Origin of the sequence: Brevibacillus parabrevis, from assembly GCF_003710905.1 — a bacterium.
In the GTDB taxonomy this organism is placed as follows: Bacteria; Bacillota; Bacilli; order Brevibacillales; family Brevibacillaceae; genus Brevibacillus; species Brevibacillus parabrevis.
The window spans coordinates 200,068-217,462 of sequence record NZ_RHHV01000003.1; the positions used below are offsets into that span (position 1 = coordinate 200,068).

At 50.2% G+C, this 17,395-nt stretch carries 12 protein-coding genes; 11 read left to right on the forward strand and 1 reads right to left on the reverse strand.

The features are described 5' to 3' along the window. Nucleotides 1-41 precede the first annotated feature (41 nt). Nucleotides 42-1,274, forward strand: a complete 1,233-nt coding sequence (locus tag EDM60_RS02505) for an efflux RND transporter periplasmic adaptor subunit (protein ID WP_122962548.1) — start codon at nucleotides 42-44, stop codon at nucleotides 1,272-1,274. Then, nucleotides 1,271-4,381, forward strand: coding sequence for an efflux RND transporter permease subunit (locus EDM60_RS02510; RefSeq protein WP_122962549.1), 3,111 nt, complete (start codon nucleotides 1,271-1,273; stop codon nucleotides 4,379-4,381). The genes EDM60_RS02505 and EDM60_RS02510 overlap by 4 nt, the downstream gene beginning before the upstream one ends. A 107-nt stretch (nucleotides 4,382-4,488) precedes the next feature. On the opposite strand, the gene EDM60_RS02515 is transcribed toward EDM60_RS02510, so the two are convergent. Then, nucleotides 4,489-5,349 (reverse strand): CPBP family intramembrane glutamic endopeptidase, encoded by an 861-nt coding sequence (locus tag EDM60_RS02515; protein ID WP_122962550.1) that lies wholly within the window; start codon nucleotides 5,347-5,349, stop codon nucleotides 4,489-4,491. A 208-nt stretch (nucleotides 5,350-5,557) separates the two neighbouring features. Between EDM60_RS02515 and EDM60_RS02520 the strand changes: the two genes are divergently transcribed. From EDM60_RS02520 to EDM60_RS02560, 9 genes are all read left to right on the forward strand, one after another. Beyond that, nucleotides 5,558-6,853 (forward strand): HD domain-containing protein, encoded by a 1,296-nt coding sequence (locus EDM60_RS02520; RefSeq protein WP_063228938.1) that lies wholly within the window; start codon nucleotides 5,558-5,560, stop codon nucleotides 6,851-6,853. Beyond that, nucleotides 6,846-7,370: a YwgA family protein gene (locus EDM60_RS02525; protein WP_063228939.1), complete on the forward strand. Its 525-nt coding sequence runs from the start codon at nucleotides 6,846-6,848 to the stop codon at nucleotides 7,368-7,370. Before EDM60_RS02520 ends, EDM60_RS02525 begins: the two co-directional genes overlap by 8 nt. 238 nt (nucleotides 7,371-7,608) lie before the next feature. After that, nucleotides 7,609-7,995, forward strand: a complete 387-nt coding sequence (locus EDM60_RS02530) for a thioredoxin family protein (protein ID WP_122962551.1) — start codon at nucleotides 7,609-7,611, stop codon at nucleotides 7,993-7,995. A 37-nt stretch (nucleotides 7,996-8,032) separates the two neighbouring features. Beyond that, on the forward strand, nucleotides 8,033-8,941 hold the full coding sequence (locus EDM60_RS02535) for an S-layer homology domain-containing protein (RefSeq protein ID WP_307723367.1): 909 nt from the start codon (nucleotides 8,033-8,035) through the stop codon (nucleotides 8,939-8,941). 633 nt (nucleotides 8,942-9,574) lie between these two features. Then, entirely contained in the window at nucleotides 9,575-12,916 is a 3,342-nt protein-coding gene (locus EDM60_RS02540; RefSeq protein ID WP_233454059.1) for an ABC transporter permease, read from the forward strand. A 67-nt stretch (nucleotides 12,917-12,983) separates the two neighbouring features. After that, nucleotides 12,984-15,779 carry a lipase/acyltransferase domain-containing protein gene (locus EDM60_RS02545; protein ID WP_233454060.1) on the forward strand — a complete coding sequence of 932 codons (2,796 nt, stop codon included), beginning with the start codon at nucleotides 12,984-12,986 and terminating at the stop codon, nucleotides 15,777-15,779. A gap of 125 nt (nucleotides 15,780-15,904) precedes the next feature. Beyond that, entirely contained in the window at nucleotides 15,905-16,246 is a 342-nt protein-coding gene (locus tag EDM60_RS02550) for a hypothetical protein (RefSeq protein WP_122962553.1), read from the forward strand. Nucleotides 16,247-16,345: 99 nt separating this feature from the next. Further along, nucleotides 16,346-16,843: a YwhD family protein gene (locus tag EDM60_RS02555; protein WP_122962554.1), complete on the forward strand. Its 498-nt coding sequence runs from the start codon at nucleotides 16,346-16,348 to the stop codon at nucleotides 16,841-16,843. Between the two features lie 275 nt (nucleotides 16,844-17,118). Beyond that, on the forward strand, nucleotides 17,119-17,373 hold the full coding sequence (locus EDM60_RS02560) for a hypothetical protein (protein ID WP_122962555.1): 255 nt from the start codon (nucleotides 17,119-17,121) through the stop codon (nucleotides 17,371-17,373). Nucleotides 17,374-17,395 lie beyond the last annotated feature (22 nt).

Here is a 17,395-nt window from a genome sequence, read left to right on the forward strand (position 1 = left end):
CATACAAAATCGTGTGATGGTACATAGGAGCGGGGGAAGTCATGATGAGAAAATGGCTTGTATCTGTAATGATGATTGGATTGCTCGCAACGACGGCATGCAGTGAGCAGCAGCCTGCGGCAGCACCGGAAAAGGAAGTCAAACAAGTCGTAGTGGCGGCTGTCAAAAAGGAGCAAGCAGTAACCGTGACCGAGCTGTCCGGAACATTGGAGCCTTTGGAAGAAGCGGTCGTTTCTTTTGAGGTAGGCGGGCGGCTTGTCGAGATGGCCAGAAACGAAGGCGACAAGGTCAAGGCCGGAGAGGTGTTGGCCCGCGTAAATGCCCAGGATTATTCGCTCCAGGTCGCTTCCTCCAACGCAGCGGTACAACAGAGCGCGGCCACTTTGAGCAAAGTGAACAACGGAGCCAGAGAGCAGGAAGTGACTCAGGCGCGCTTGCTGGTGGAAAAAGCAACGGTCGCCTTGCAAAAAATGCAGGATGATTTCAAGCGGATTGAACAGCTCTACCAGCAAAAAGCAATCTCGCAAAGCGAGTTTGAGACGGCTCAAAACGGACTGACGATCGCGCAAAAAGATTTGCAAAATGCCCAGCAGGCGTACTCGCTGGTCACACAGGGCGCTCGTTCGGAAGACAAGGAACTGAGCCGCGCTACATACAACCAGGCTGTGATTGCCAAGGAAGCAGCCGCCAGCACACTGGCCAAAACACAGCTTCGTTCCCCGATCAATGGAACGATCATCGCCAAGCTCACTTCCGCCGGAAACCTGGTCGGCTCCGGCACCCCGGTTTATAAAGTGGGCAATATCGATACGTTAAAAGTCGTGCTGCCCGTACCAGACCGCGAGATAGCTACCTGGAAGGAAGGCGAGGTCGTTTCGCTGGACTTGTACGACCAGAAACGGGATGGCAAAGTCACGAAAATTTTCCCCGCTACGAATCAGAGCACGGGAACAATCGGTGTAGAAGTGCAAATTGCCAACCCTGCGCATGACTGGTTTGCCGGGCAAGTGGTGAAGGCGACCAAGACGATCAAAGGACAGGTCGGCATCTATGTTCCGGTAGAGTCAGTCATCAGCAGAGGAAAAGACGACGCCCATGTGTTTGTCGATGCTGCTGGGAAGGCACTGAAAACAAAAGTGGAAATCGGACAGATTGCAAGCGACAAACTGGAAATCAAGAGCGGGCTGAAAGAGGGGGACCAACTGATCGTCAAAGGTGTCGACCGTTTGTTTGACGGAGACCCGATTGAGGCGACAGGAGGGAAGCAGCCGTGATCAAGTACATCGTTGCGAAGCGCAAGATCACCCTGCTGTTTTTCATTATGGTGGTGCTGGTTGGCTTCCTCAGCTTTTTCCAGCTTCCCAAGCAAGAGTCACCTGATATTATCGTCAACCTTGCTACAGTGACGACGATTTACCCGGGAGCTTCGCCGGAAAAGGTGGAGCAGACCGTTACCAAAAAGCTGGAAGAAAAAATCAACGAGCTTCAAGGCTTGAACTACGTATCCTCGACTTCTTCGCTTGGCGTTTCTTTTATCATCGTGGAAGCGAAAAGCGACGTTGACCCGAAGCAAAAATGGGATGAGCTGCGCAAAAAGGTAAAGGACGCTGAGGCGGACCTTCCAGCGGACGCCAAACAGCCGATTATCAACGACGACTTGAATCGCACATTTGTCCAGACGTTTGCCGTTACAGCGGATACGCAGGAGCAGCTGTACAGCATGCGTGACATGTTCAAATCGTGGAAAGAACAACTGCGGACCATTCCGAACGTGGCAGATGTCCAGGTGGAAGGCTTGCCGAAGCAAGAGGTTCGCATCGAGGTAGATACGCAAAAGCTCAGCCAGTTCGGAATTACGTGGGGCCAGGTAATGATGGCCGTCAAACAGGAAAATGAAAAAATTCCGCTCGGCGATTTGACCACAGACAAACGTACGTATCAGTTGAAACTGGCCGAAAATGCAAATGTCGATGAGCTGAACAAAGTGTTGATTGCCCGCACACCGGAAGGCTTTCCGATTTATTTGAAGGACATCGGCCAGGCAAAAATGACGACAGAGACGGTCAAAACGACGTCTTACTACAACGGCAAGCCATCTATCTCCGTAAGCATCAACGCGGAGACAGGAAGCGACGTGCCATCGCTGCAAAAGCGCGTGGACGAAATGATGCTGACTTTGGACAAATCACTTCCGGCTGGGGCGGAAAGACATTCGATCTACAGCCAAAATGAGCGCGTAGATGAGCTGTTCAGCGATCTTACCCGGGAAATGATTATCGCCGTGATTGCCGTCTTGCTGGTCTGCACATTGGGACTGAATCTGATCACTTCGTTCGTCGTGGCATTGGCGATCCCGATCTCGCTGGCAGTAGGGCTTTTGTTCCTGCCGTCGCTGGGAATTACGATGAACATGATTTCGATTGTCTCGCTCATCATCGTGCTCGGGATTTTGGTGGATGATGCTGTGGTGGTCAATGACAACATCGAACGCCGCCTGTCCGTGTTGGGCGAAAAGCCGCTGGCAGCAGCGGTCAACGGCGCCAAGGAAGTGTCCATTTCCATCGTAACGGCGACTTTGGCGACGATTGCTTCCTTTGCTCCGCTGATGTTTTTGAATGGGAACGCAGGTCAATTCATTCGCCCTGTACCCGCGATTATTTCATTGACGATGCTCGCGTCCATGGTGATGTCTTTGACCATTATCCCGATTTTCCGTCAGTGGTACGAGACGCGGCGAAAATCAGGTGTCGAAGGGTATCGCAAACCGGCTGGACTGTTGGGCAAGCAACTGACACAGCTGACAGGCTGGTACGCAGGCAAGCTGATGCCCAAAATTCTCAAGCGTCCGCTTATGGCCGGGATGATTGGCGTTTTGATCGGGACGGCTGCTTACGGTTTGGTTCCGCTTACGCCTGTCCAGTTGTTCCCGAACGATGACCGTCCGCAATTTTTAATCGATATTCGCATGCCAGTGGGAAGCAGTCTGGAAGAGACAGACCGAGTCGTGCGCGGCGTATCCGATTGGGCTATGAAGCAGCATGGCATTGAATCTGTCGCCTCCTATGCCGGGAGCAGCGCACCGAAGATGTTTGGTGGAGATACCGATGCGGGAAGCGGTATCACTGTCGGTCAGCTCGTCGTGCATTTCAATGAGAAAGAAACGAAGGTTGAAACCATATTGGAGCCTTGGACAGAAGAGTTCAAGAAGCTGTACCCGGAAGCGACTGTCTTGCCTAAGCAGTTGGAGGCGGGGCCGCCTGTCGGCAAGCCGGTAGTCATCCGCGTCTACGGCGAAGATATTGAAACGCTCCGTTCCCTGTCTGCGCAAATCAAAGACAAGGTCGCGGGGATTTCCGGAACTTTTGACGTGCAGGATAATTTCGGCGTAGAGCGCTACACGCTCGAATTTGTCGTCAACAAAGAGCTGATGGAGCAAAAGCTGGTCAATTACACCGATTTGTCCACGACGTTGCGACTGGTCAGCGAAGGCATTACCGTCAGCGAGTTTGACACGGGCGATGAGCTTGTCGACATCAAGATGTTCCTGCAAAAAGGCAACGAAGACCCGGCGCTGTTGTTCCAACGACTCAGCATCGCCAATGCGCGCGGCGAGCTGATTCCGCTGTCGCAGCTTGCGGAGGTTAAGCCTACGTTCAGCACACAGGCGATCCCGCACCGCGATTTGTCGCGCAGCGTTACGATCTCGGCCGATGTGAAAAATCGCACGGCTACAGAAGTGATGACGGAAATCCAGCCTTTGCTCAACAGCATGTCTTTGCCAGAAGGCTATCGCATCGACATCGGCGGAGAAACTTCCGAGCAGACGGACATCTTTATCGATATGGGCAAACTCTCCATTATCGTAGTATTCCTGATCCTGATTTTGATTGCGATGCAGTTTTACTCGCTGACGATTCCGGTGCTGGTGATGAGTACCGTCTACTTGGCGGTCGCAGGCAGTCTGATTGGATTGTTCGTGACGCAAACGCCGCTCGGCTTCATGACGATGATGGGCGTGATTTCGCTGTCGGGAATCGTCGTGCGCAACGGCATCGTGTTCATCGAGTTCATCGAAGAGGCGCGCCACGCGGGGGGAGAGTTGAAGCAAGCGGTCATTTCAGCAGGCGAGGCACGATTGAGACCGATTTTGTTGACCTCGTTTACCGCCGTAGCTGGCCTCATGCCACTGGCTATTTCCGGTGACGTCCTGTTCAAGCCGCTCGCGGTGACGATCATTTCCGGCCTGTTGTTCTCAACGCTTTTGACACTGATTGTCGTGCCGTCCTTCTACACGGTATTGACTCAGCGCAAATTGAAAAAGCAGGCGAAAAAAGCGGCAAAACGTCCGGACTTGTACGGTCCGGAGGCAGAAATGATGTAAGGAAATAACAGCAGCGGCAGTCTCTCGCGCGATTGGGCGAAGAGCGTGCCGCTGCTTTTTTTATGAAGCGTGCAAAAGCAAAAGCAAGCGGAGCAGGAGGGCATCGGTTATAGCTCAGATGCCTGTGTCCTTTTCGCTCTGCGCCAACCGCTGAACAAAAGCATTGGAATCGACATGGCCAGCAAGAGTGCGCAAAGAGCGGAAAGCGACTGGAACAGCCAGCCGTACTCTACTAGCCAGGGAATTTCATGCAACGGCATGTTTTTCATCAGGGGCAACGTCGGGACTAGCATGGCATCTGCAAAAATGTGCAGGACGATCGGCGCGCCTAACCCCCAACGCAAGGCGGCAAAGGCCCAAAGGACTCCGATCAGAAAAGATTCAAACAGGGTGCCGAGTCCATGCCCGGGCACGTGATAACAAGCGAACAGGAGCGACGGAACGATGAGGTAAAGCCATTTGGCATACCCGGGCCACTCTTTTCGGGAATAGAGGAGAGCGAGCAACAGCAACGGGATGCCGCGAAAGACCAGCTCTTCCCACAGAGGATTGTGCCAGGTGGCAAACACGAGCAGGTTTGCTTTGCCTGCCAGCTCCTGTGAGCCGATTGGCTGTAGTTTCGACCAGCCGCTGATTGCCTGAAATGCCGCACCGCCCGCTTTTGCCAGCAAAAATCCGGCCAGAATGAACAGAAACGCTTCGACCAGGCTGCGTTTTTGTGCCAGACGAATCATGCTCAGCGTGTATACGAGCGTAAAGACAGCAAAAATAAACCAGCCAGGGAGTGGAACAGCCAGCTTCCACGCTGATTTTGGCCAGAACAGGAGCGTTACGGATATGGTTTCTTGCCAAAAGCCTGACTCGATGAATTGCCCCCAGGAGGCGATCAACGGCAGCAAAAGTACAATCAGCAGCAAACTGCCGGGTAACGGATTGGCGGACATCAAGCGAAAAGCGTTTTTCATCATGTTGCGACCCTCACATTGTTCAAGATTATTTTCTTTAATCCTCCTATTTATCCAATGATTGGTCTATACTAAAGGCACATTCTTCAGATTCTTTTAAGAGTTTGCTTGTGACAAGAAACACGTCCAGACGTGTGATATGATAGAGTGAGACGATACTGTACGCAGAGAAATATAGAGAGAGAACGCAAACAGGAAGGGAGTGTCCAGGATGCAACAGCCCCAGCTGCTTCATGAAGAAAAGGTATTCAAAGACCCTGTCCACCGCTATGTCCATGTGCGGGACAAATTCATATGGGACTTGATCAACTCGCCAGAATTTCAACGTCTGCGCCGGGTCAAGCAACTGGGCACCAGCTTTTTTACCTTTCACGGTGGAGAGCACAGCCGGTTTAACCATTCGCTTGGCGTGTACGAGCTGATGCGGCGAATTTTGGAGACGTTTGAAGGCCGGATTCAACTGACGTACGAGGAAAAGCTGCTCTGCTTGTGTGCTGCTTTGCTCCACGATGTCGGACATGGGCCGTTTTCGCATTCCTTTGAAAAGGTGTTCAAGTACCACCACGAGGACTGGACGCGGGCAATCTTGCTCGGCGATACGCAAATCAACCGGATTTTGCGCCGTTTCGATGAGGAGTTCCCGAAAAAGCTGGCAGAAGTGATCAACAAAACGTACGACAACAAGCTGATTGTCAGCCTCATTTCCAGCCAGCTGGACGCAGACCGCATGGACTATTTGCTGCGAGATGCCTACTACACGGGTGTGAATTACGGAAACTTTGAGATCGAGCGCATTTTGCGAGTCATGCGACCGCAGGAGGACGGCATTGTTTTCAAGTTCAGCGGCATGCACGCGGTTGAGGACTACATCATGTCGCGCTATCAAATGTATTGGCAAGTATATTTCCATCCGGTGACGCGCAGCGCGGAAGTTGTGCTTTGCAAAATTTTTCAGCGGGCCAAATGGCTGTTTGCCACAGGGTACAAGTTTTCCCAGGAGCCTGTCATGCTGCTTCCTTTTTTGACGGAAAAAGTGGAAGTGGCCGATTATTTGGCGCTGGATGAATCGGTGATTTTGTTCTACATGCAGCTTTGGCGCAAGGAAGAAGACGCTATTTTGAAAGATTTGTGCGCCCGTTTTTTGGACAGGAATCTCTTCAAATACGTCGAATATAATCCAAGAGATTTTCGCTTGCTGGCAGAACTGAAAGAACAGTTCATTGAGGCAGGGATCGACCCGATGTATTATTTGGAGGTAGACACGACCTCCGATCTTCCGTATGATTTTTACCGTGCCGGAGAAGAAGAGGAGCGGATTCCGATCATGCTCCAGATGCCTTCCGGCGAGCTGGTAGAACTGTCGCAGAAGTCTGAGATTGTACAGGCCATTAGCGGAAAGCGCCGATTTGACTACAAATTGTACTTTCCATTGGATAAAGTCATGGCTTTGCCGGGGGAGCTATCCCGGAAGATTCGAGAACGTCTGGGAGTGATGGAGGATGCTTAATCGTCACGCCAAGATCATTCGTCTGATCGAAATTGTCGGCGAAGTGAGCGGGCGAAAAAAATTGCAGAAAATGGTGTACATAGGAAAACATCTGGAGATGGATTTCGATGAGCGCTACGAGTTTCACATGTACGGTCCGTATTCGGAAGAGCTGACACTCAGGGTAGATGAGTTGTGCAACATGGGGCTTCTGGATGAGCAGGTGGAGAGCAAGGGCGCCATTCACATGTACCGCTACTCGCTTAACGAAACGGGGCGAGATTTCCTCCGGTTTCACGAGGTCGACTTTGGCTTGGGAGAGCGAGCCATCTTGCGCATGAACGAAGAGAACTCCCGTTTTCTTGAACTGGTATCCACTATCTTGTACTTCAACCATTTGCCCTACGAAGAAATGAAGGGCAAAATTTTTACTTTTAAGAGCAAACAGCGCTATTCCGAGGAAGAAATCCGGAAGGGACAGGCTTTTATCGAGGAACTGCGTTCTTTGATGCACGGAGACGGCACGGAATTGAACTGATGTAAAATGTTTTGCATAAACGAACCAGCACGGCGTACGAACTTCCAACAGTTGTGGTACGTCATTTTTTTTGTCTTTTTTCGCGGGTTTTTAAATCAGGGAACTGTCTGTCAAGTCGACCACAAAGCGGGTCGGCTTTTTTTGTCTCACAATGACGCCGCATAATACGGGCATCGTTCTTTGACAAAAACATAGTCAGTCCGTTTTCAATTTAGCCCGTGTGGAGGGAGCGAAGAAAATGAAGAGAGTTCGGCACGGATGGTGGTGGAGTGTGCTCGGTAGCGTTATTTTGCTTGGCGCGTTGATTTTATGGAGTGGTGGGCTAGGTACGAAGGAGGCGAAGATCGTCTACGTTTTCAGCAACAGTTGTGGATATTGCACAACGTTTACGCCCACGTTTGAAAAGGTGGCAAAAGATTATCCACAGGAATGGGTGGCACGACTGGACATCCAGAGGGACCGGGAGCTGGATGAAGCCATGCGTTTGGGAGCGCAGGCGACGCCCACGGTTTTTATCGTAGACGGGGAGCGGGTCATCGACAAACTGGAGGGGGATGTGCCGGAGGCGTTGCTGCGAAGCTTTTTGCAAAGACACCTGGAGCGGGATCTTTCGATAAATGGATAAAATAGGTAAAATGTCTGGTAATAGGGAGGGGATAGGCGTGAAACTGATTGGAAAAACGTTGTGGACAAGTCTGTTGTTAGTGGGGATCGCGGTGGTGCAAAACGGTGGCAGCGAAAGCGAAGTTCTTCGTCTACATGTAGCGGAAGCAGCGGCAAAATCCGCTCCTGCCTCTGATTATGCCAATCATCCCGCCAAAGATGCCATTTCGCACGGCCTGCAAAAAGGCTACCTCTGGAAGTATCCGGACGGAAAATTTCACCCCGAGCAAACCGTGACCCAGTCGCAATTTGTAGCCAGTCTGGTAGCGATTCGGCAAGTAAGCGAAAAAGAGTCTGTGCCAGCACTCGCTGCGGGCCATTGGGCCAAAGACATCTACGAGCGCGCACAAAAGGCAGGCATTTTGGCGAATGTGCCCGTCAATCCGAACAAGCTGTTGACGAAGGAAGAGGCGGCGCTGCTGGTGTTTAATGCGTGGAAGCCGTTTCGGGGGGAGAAAAATCCGAATTTGTCCAATACTGGTGCATTGATTACTTGGGGCTGGATGAAGGCGGCACCAAGCGGACAGCCCAAGTTCAGGGAGGACTTGCCCGTATTGCGGGGGGATGCGGCGGAGATTTTGCGGTATTTGTGGACGGATAAGTGGCAATTTGAACAAGGAGAAAAACTAGCCGACGATTTTCATAGAAGCCTTAAAATACAGAACGGAAGGATTGCTGGAAAAGTTCCAAAAGGAGATGCGAATTTCAAGATTAGGGCGATTTTCTTTACTAAGGAAAATGGACGAGAAGGCTTTGTAAACAATCAATCGTTTAATCTATCATTAGATAACATTGAGCACCTAAGTTTTACAGTTATAAGTAATGCTAACTCAGCAGATGCAGGAATTTATCAGTACACAAAATTACCTGAGCTTGATAGAAAAAAAACCACTCAAAAATTTTATTAGTAGAGAGGCGTAATCGTAATGATAATGCATTTTTTCAGGGTAAGAAAGATAGCACGTATTGTGCTGTCTTTCTTTTTCTTATGCAGTTTATACACAATTTATATGAATTTTGTCCTAGCAGCACCGAACCTACATGGAATTGCTGTCGCAACAGTGGATTTAAATAAAGAACTTGCACCGGAAGGACAATATGATATCCTTACTATTTCTGGTATTGAAGGACAACTTGGTGCAACTATTTCTCAAATTGAAATCAATGGAGTCATCGACAGTAACAGAGTATTAGGTTTTGCGGATACAAACAAAAAGGCAGACAGAGGCTGGTATTTTGTAGATAACACTGAAGCCCCGGCCTGGATTAATCGTCTTGGTGGAAATCCTAATTATATTCTTGGCGGAAATGCAAATGTATACAGTAAGAAAATCTCAGCAGTTGAAGCTATTAACTTTCAACCCTACCAAGCCTACAACCTAGCCGAACTAGCCACAGCCTCCGGCGGAGCCGGCTACACCATTGGAGACAATCTCGAACCAAACGGGAATGGCTACATATCCGTAGGCCATTTCCGCACCACCCCTCAACCGACTGGACAAGTCAGCACTAACAAAACCAAATACGAGGTCAACGAACAGGTGACCATTTCGGCGAATGCCACGGACTATTCTTACTATGACCGTGGCATTCTTGTTTGGAGTTTGTCCGTTGTCAACAAAACTACCGGGCGAGGCTACCACTCCTTTGTGACCAACGAAGAAATTCGCGATCAGAGCGGGTACGTGCCTGTTGTAAGCGAAACTAGCACCCCGAAGCCATTTGTATGGACAAACAGCTACCAATACAAGCCAGTGGAAGCGGGTCTCTACGAGGTAACACTGACGATAACCGACAGGCATCACCGCTCCCGTCAAGGCTCGCCCAGCATCAACGTATCGACTCCTTACACGTACCAATTCACAGTAGGAGACGCGTCGCCGATCGACCCGAAGCCTCCTGTTGACCCGGAACCTGTCGGCTGCAAACGCACGACGATGGACTTGCGCATTGAAGAAGAGAAGACAGTCAGAGAGCTGCTGGGGGTAGCCGATCAGGGAGAGACTATCACTGTCGAGAAGTATGCCACGATTATCGCCACGGCGAAAAAGCCTGGTTCGTTTACGAAAAATGGTGTCGCTATGCAAACGGGAAGTGGCGACAATCGCAAAGTTGGCATCACGGAAGCGCCTGAATCTGGCACATTCAAAATTGCCTATACGAGCGAAGACAAAACAGAATGTTGGGAAAAAAGCATTGCCGTCAAAAGAGGGGGCCAGGGAGTCGATCAATGCCCAATCGTTATGGTGAACGGCAAAGTGCTGTCAAGCGGTGCAACCATTGAATTGTCTCCGGGAGAGGAGATCAGGTTCAAGTCCACTTATCGGGACGCAGCCGGAGAAGTCAACCCGGCGTCCATTTTATGGGATGTGACAAAGCCTGACGGGACTGTCGAGACATTGCCCAGGCGAGACAAGGGCGACCGCGCAGGATGGGTTACTTATAATTCCGATACATTTCGGCTTCCCTATACAGATGAGGTTGGCGAGGGTGTGACTTTGGACAAGGGAAAAACATATCGCGTGAAACTGAACTATAATCAGGCACTCTGGAGAGACAGGCCGGAGTGCGATTGGCAAATTACGATCAAAATTCGCGATATCAGCTGCTCAATCGCTGAACAGGAACGAATACGTTTCAAAAGATACGGGGAGCAACCTTCGCAGTTCCCGCCGGGCGGGGAGAGCTTTTCTGATTTCAAATTCATTCCGTTTTACAAGGAAAACTTTACGCTGACGCCAGAAGGATACCAGACTCACATGCGAGTGGCTGCCAGCAGCTCGGGAACCTGGTATGTGGAGAGAAACAATGAGAGAAAGCTGCTCGGCCAAAAACTAGGGGCGAGTGAGCAGCAAGCCGTTGTGCTGCCCGAAGACATCGAAGTGGGAGAGCAAATCAAACTGGTTTTCATTTCCGAAACCGGATGCATCCGTGAATTTGTCTTTACTGTTCAAGGCTATGGCAGATGTTACAAAATGCTGATCAGTATGGAAACGCTCTCTGGTCAAGAGGCATGGACAAGGCCGATACAGCGCGGGGAAACCATTCGGCTTCAAGCGTCTGATTTTCCTGACAAGCGGTACGATCTGATGTTGTTTACATCCGAGGACACGAAAATGAACACGCAATGGCTGGACCCGGTTTCTTTGGAGTGGAAGTTTTCGCGGGACGGCCGGAGCTTGCCTTCTGATAAGCTTCCGGTTGAAAGTCACTGGATACGTCTCCCGGATGATGATGTGACAGACGAAGTGTTGCCAGGTTTGTACATGGTGGCGTTTTATGGCGAGTCCAACGAGACGTGTGACGGTTATATTTTCATTGAGATTGAAGGAGCGGATACGACCGACAAGGAAAATTTGCTCATTCTCAAAGAGAGTTTCGCGATTGCTCCCAAACAGCCGCAAGCAGCTGGGACAACAGGCGTCATTACGTTTCAAATTAAAAATGCAGGCAAACTCAAGCATGATACAAAGCTGGCAGTGAGATGGGACAGCTCGGCAAAAGAAACGATGCTCGATGTAGACGGATTTAAGCCGGGCGAGGTGCGTACGATCAAGGTTCCAACGCAATACCCGCAAAAATCCGAGGATTTTATTGCCCATTTGAACCCGGCCCAAAATCAGCCGGAAAATGAAACGAACTGGGCAGACAACCGGGCAAAATGGCCTGTAAAAATCGTCGGAGGAAACATTCCGCAGCCCCCGGGAGGCGGAGAGGATTACGAAGGCGGGGAGATTGGACTGGAGATTTACGACAGCGATGGACGCCAATTGCAAAAGCTTCCGGTGCATGCAGATGGCGTATGGGAGAGAGAGCCAGCCAAAATTCGCGTCGTGATTGATCACACGAAAATCAATGAAGGCTATCAAAAGACACAGCAGCAAATCAATCAAAAAATAACGGATTACGCGCAACAGCTTGAACAGTCGGTCAGTGGAGAGGAGATCAAGAACGTCAAAGTGACAGCAAATCCGGGCTGGATCGCCGATGCAAAAAGTTTGGCTGTCTACACACCAGCCACGTTGGACTTGCAAGTAACGGGACCCGGCGTACCTGAACAATGGCAGGTTGCCAGCACTTCCATGGGTGGGGAGTTTGTTTATACAGGGACGACCGTTCCGACTCAAACGACATGGAGACAAGTATTGCAAAATCAGAAATACAAAGCGGAAATTAACGGTTTTGTCATCACGATGAACTATAAAATTGACTTTGCCTTGAGCTATGACGTGTGCACCAAAGACGAGGATGACAACGAGACGTGCGAGGCACAACAAGCCGGCAGCACCATGACAGGCCGTTATACGATCACGGTCAAAGGCGGAGAGCGGCTTTTTGAAGTGTTTGAACCGAATGCGACAAGCTCTGTCCTTCATACAGCCGAATGGGCTGAGTACCACGGGCGTGACCGCTATCCGGACAGTACACCTCTCGATTTTTACGCTGGAGAGCGGATCTTGGCGCGCGTGGAGCTGCAGGATCGACATCGTCACCCGGTCAGCGGACAGTTTCCCCTCATCGCCTCGGCCAAGGCGTGGATATCTGAGACTGGACGGAGGCAGACGTCATTGCAGTCTTTGCTCGATTTGCGCGCTATTTCCAGCCAGCGATGGGGCGGTCCTTCCTATGCGGTTGCCAAGTTGGGGCAGCGTGAGACAGGGGTAGATACTCCTTTGATGGGAGACAAGCAGTACGGATTTGAAAAAGGGGCTTCTTATGCGGTTTACTACCAGGTTCAGTTCCGGTTTGGGGTGAACAAAGGTTTTTCCTACTGGAACAAAACGACAGGGCAAGGTCATGAGCATGCAGATTACCGGGTGCCTTTCCGAATCATTGCCAACGCTTGGGAACGCCAAGGTGTCCGCAACCACAGCACTCAGTAAATATATTTGCAGCCCTTATCTGTCTTTTTTTACTGTTTGAAGTAGAAAGAAGACAAGGGGGATCACGATGATGACAACGGCCAAGCGCCTGTTCTATTTGTTGATTATGCTTGCGATATGCTGGGTGAATGCTGGCGGAACCGGGTGGGCAAAAGAGCATCGTTTATTCGTTGAAACGGCGTGGGCTTGGGTGGAAGAGGGAGAGATACACTTTCAGGCGCAATTGTCAGCAGCTTCAGAGCAGGTCGAGCTGGCTGTCGTTCAGGAAGGGGAGCGAAAAAGCCGGGCCTTCCGCAACGATGATCGCATTTCCGCTGTTGTTAAGCCTGCTGGCAATCGCCCGCTGATCATCAGTCTGACAGATCGGGACGACGAAGAGTTGTTGGCAAGCTGGCAACTGGATTTGGCTGATCTAGATGTATCTTATGAGGCTGCGTTGGAGGTGAGGCGTGCACCTTGGGACAGGTACGTTGAGGACGGGAAAGACCTGCTGGAGTTAATCCCCGCGTCAGAAGAAGCTGAGATGCACCAGACTGGAGAACCGGATGAGTCAGAGATAGAGGAGCCGGACACAGACGTTTCTGATAGGTCACTGGATGAGTTGGCACAAGCGTTTTACAAAGATTTTGCCGAAAGCGGCAAGCCACAAGAAGCCGAATTGCGCAGCAGAGAAGTGATTTTTGAACTGGAGCCTAACAATACCAAGGAAAAAGCGGATTGGCTGTTTGACGCCAAGGATAGCAGGGGGAAAATTGGCACAGCAGGCGACGTCGATTACTGGAAAGTAAAAGGCACGAAGCATGGACGAATGAATGTTTCCTTGCGTGAGGTTCCTCCGGGCCAGGACTATCACGTATACGTATTTGACAATGAGCATAACGAGCTGGGGCGTTCTGAGCTTGCGGGAGAGCACGATGAAAGTGTGGAAGGAATCGGCCTGGAAAAAGACCAGTGGTACTATGTCATGGTAAAAGGACATATGGAGTCTCACCATAAAGATTTTTACTATCGACTGCGGGTGGATTTTCTGGCTGATCAGACAGAAGCAAAAGTGGACGAGTACGAGCCGAACAATACGCTCGAAGAAGCGTACGAGCTGCCAGCCAATTTTACAGCTTCTGTGGACGGAAATTTGCACGCCAGTACGGACGTCGATTATTATCGCTACTCGTTCTCGCTTGCCTCGACTTTTACCATTGATCTCAAAGAAATTCCGGCCGGGATGGACATCGACTTGTATGTACAGGACGAGCAGGGGAAGGTATTGTCCCGATCAGAGAAGCCGAGGAATGCCAACGAACAAATCATCATGAACGTCGATCCGGGCAACTACATCATTAAAGTCATGGCGAGCAAGCGATCCGGTTTCACGCCTAATTCTTACAAGCTGGAGATAGCAGCAAAGACCATTCCGGTCATATTGATTCCGGGAATTGGCGGGTCACGCCTCATGGCCGAGGAGGGCGGTCAAGCTTCGGAAATATGGCTTGGTCTTGGAGACAGTTTGGTCGGAATCAATGACCCCAGACATCGGCGCTTGCTGTCGTTGGAGCCGACGACAACAAACAGCGTAGAAGTGCGCCCACGGCAGGCGGGAGCATCCATCTATCCGGAACCTGACGATGAAGGATTCAGCGCGATTGAGTATCTCTCTTACTCTCCGCTGAGCCCTGTGCGTGACATGACCGAACAGTATTACAGCATGGTCAAAGAATTGGAGAGAGCTGGCTACAAAAAGCACAAGACTATCTTTGCGATGCCGTATGACTGGCGATACAGCAGCACGAAAAACGCAGCTTTCCTCAAACAAAAAATAGATACTGCGCTGGAACGATCGGGGGCGAGGCAAGTTCAGCTGGTCGCGCACAGCATGGGTGGTTTGCTTACGAGGGAAACGTTGCTCTCAAATGTGTCGTACCAGTCAAAAGTCAAGCGCATTGTCTACATGGGAACGCCATTTCTCGGATCTCCGCGAGCGTATCAGGCAATCAAATACGGGTACAACTTTTCCATCCCATGGCTGGATGAAGAGACAGGAAAAATCATCTCGGAATACGCACCGGCTGTTTATGAACTGCTGCCTTCCAAAAAGTATTTTGAAACGGTGGGTTTCTTGAAGAAAAATCGCAACGAACCTTACAGCTATCAAGACTTTTTGCAAGATAAAAAAATTCGTCTCGACTACACTCCGCTGGTCAAGCAGGGAGGAGCACTCCATGAAAAGTGGGACAAAAAGACGATCAATGTACCTCAGTATGCGATTGTTGGTACGGGTCAAACTACGTTTCTCGGCTACTACTTTGATGCGTACCACAATGAATGGGTCCCTTATTACGACAATGGTCTTGGAGATGGCACCGTTCCGTACATCAGCGCGAACTATGCTCAAAAGGATATGAAAAAAAGGTACTATGTAGCTGGCGAACATGCCAAGCTGCCTGCCAATCCGGAAGTCATGAAACAAGTGACGCAATTGCTGAAGGGCAACGAGGAAGTTCAGCCTGGTCTACGCAACCAGCTCGGGGGCAAAAGCGCCAAGTATTTGTACTACATTATTTCCAAGGAAGACGGGACCTTTCCAGAGTTGACGTTGCTGAAAAATGGAAAGTCGATCAAGCTCGATGCGAATGCAAAAGAAGTGGTGGATGATTTGTCGATTGAATACCATGGCAATATCGTCGTAATCCATGTGCTCGATCAAGAAGAACTGGAATTTGAACCTCCAACGCCAGCTTCAAACGAGCCAGCGACGAAGCTTTTCATCAAGCGCTTTTCGTCCGAGGATTCACAAGAAGATGGGGAAAGCGGCAGGCGGTATCGCCTGGACGGAAATGGCCTAAACGAAGCGCCGGAGGAAAGCTGAAAATGGGATACATGAATAGATGAATGAATAAATAGACGGAAGTCTGGATTTGTGAATCCATAAAATCGCTTGATCAAGACTTCCAATAGAGCGCCGAAAGCGTCTAAGGCAGGAAGGACGAAAATATGGACAATCTGTTTATCTGGCTGCTCCTCGGCCCGTTTATGTACTCGATTGAGTTGGGCGGACCGATTATCGGGTTGCTTGTAACAGGCTACCTGCGGGCGGTTTACGGATTTCGGGGATGGTTGACGTTCGGCGCAGCGTTTCTTGGCTGTTTTTTGTACTACATGATTGCCGTGCCTTCCGATACGATGCTGGGATCGCTCCTGATCATCAAGGCAGCGATGGCGATTCACTCTGCGTTGCTGCTGACTTTGATCATGTGGCTGTTTGACAAGCTCATGAAGCGATATCGTAAAAAGCCGACCGAGGACGGGGAGCCACTTGAGGAAGAAGCAGAGTAGCGCGAAGCAAAAAAATAACCGGGCACATGGGCAAATTGCGTCACTGTAGGTTTCCGAGTAGAATAAAGAAAGGAGAATATGTGTCTGGAGGGCGTGTAAATGGATATTTTCGATAACAAAAAAGGCGGCTTTACCATCATGAGCGGCAAAACGGACGTTCATGGCGGATTCGGCCAAGGGGTACTCGATCTGGGAGCTGTATCGTCCGTTATCATCGATGGAGATGAAGCCTACATCGACATGGGTGCGCTGCATGCAAAAAGCTCGATTGAAAAAGGCATCAAATGGACGATGAACAAAGAAGAAGTACCGAACGGCAAGCCGTACTGGGTGGTGTGGGTAACCGTTGACCGCAATGAAAATGGCCCGTATTACGCAGGGGCGACTGCTTGTTACATGGAAATCGATCGGGAAGCGCGCCGCGGCTACAAAATTTTGGCGGATCATGTGAATCGTATGGACTATTCCATGAAGCGCCGGATCATGTTGACCGAGCTTGGCGACAAAGAAAAAGCTGCTTTGAAAAAATTGCTGATCGAAAATAATGCAGCCATGTTCGATAATTCCACGGAGGAATTAAAACAAAATTTGTCCTAAAGCTGGAAATCGTGAACGGTCTGTGAACAAATTGTGAAATCAATTGTTACCAGAATTGAAGTCAGGTAAACTTATTTCCATATCTGTGTACATGTACACTGGGTCAACAAACAGGGAAAGAGCCGTCACTCTTTCCCTGTTTGCGTTCAGGCAAATTGTGAACATGATGATCCGGTGATTGCCGATAGAAGATTTTTTTACTGGTCATGGTTTGCGCTGATAGCGGCACACTAAAGAGGCTCGACCCAAACTGTCTGACGGAAGGGGCGGTACTCATGAATGAAGATCCGCGTGAACAGGAGCAATCCCAGGATCATTTTGTGAAACACGGCGGGGTTCATTTTCGGACGCATGTGGAACCTGCTGAAATCAACAACTTTATCCGCAAGCTCCCGGCAGGCAAGCGGGAAAGCTTGTTTGAAGTATTGGAACAGCTCGATCAGGCCGGGATGATTAGTATCGTCAACGACCATGTCTTCACCGACGGAGATGGCATCGTAGGCGGCGGAGACAGCCAATCATTAAAGTGATGAGCCAGGCATTGAAATGATG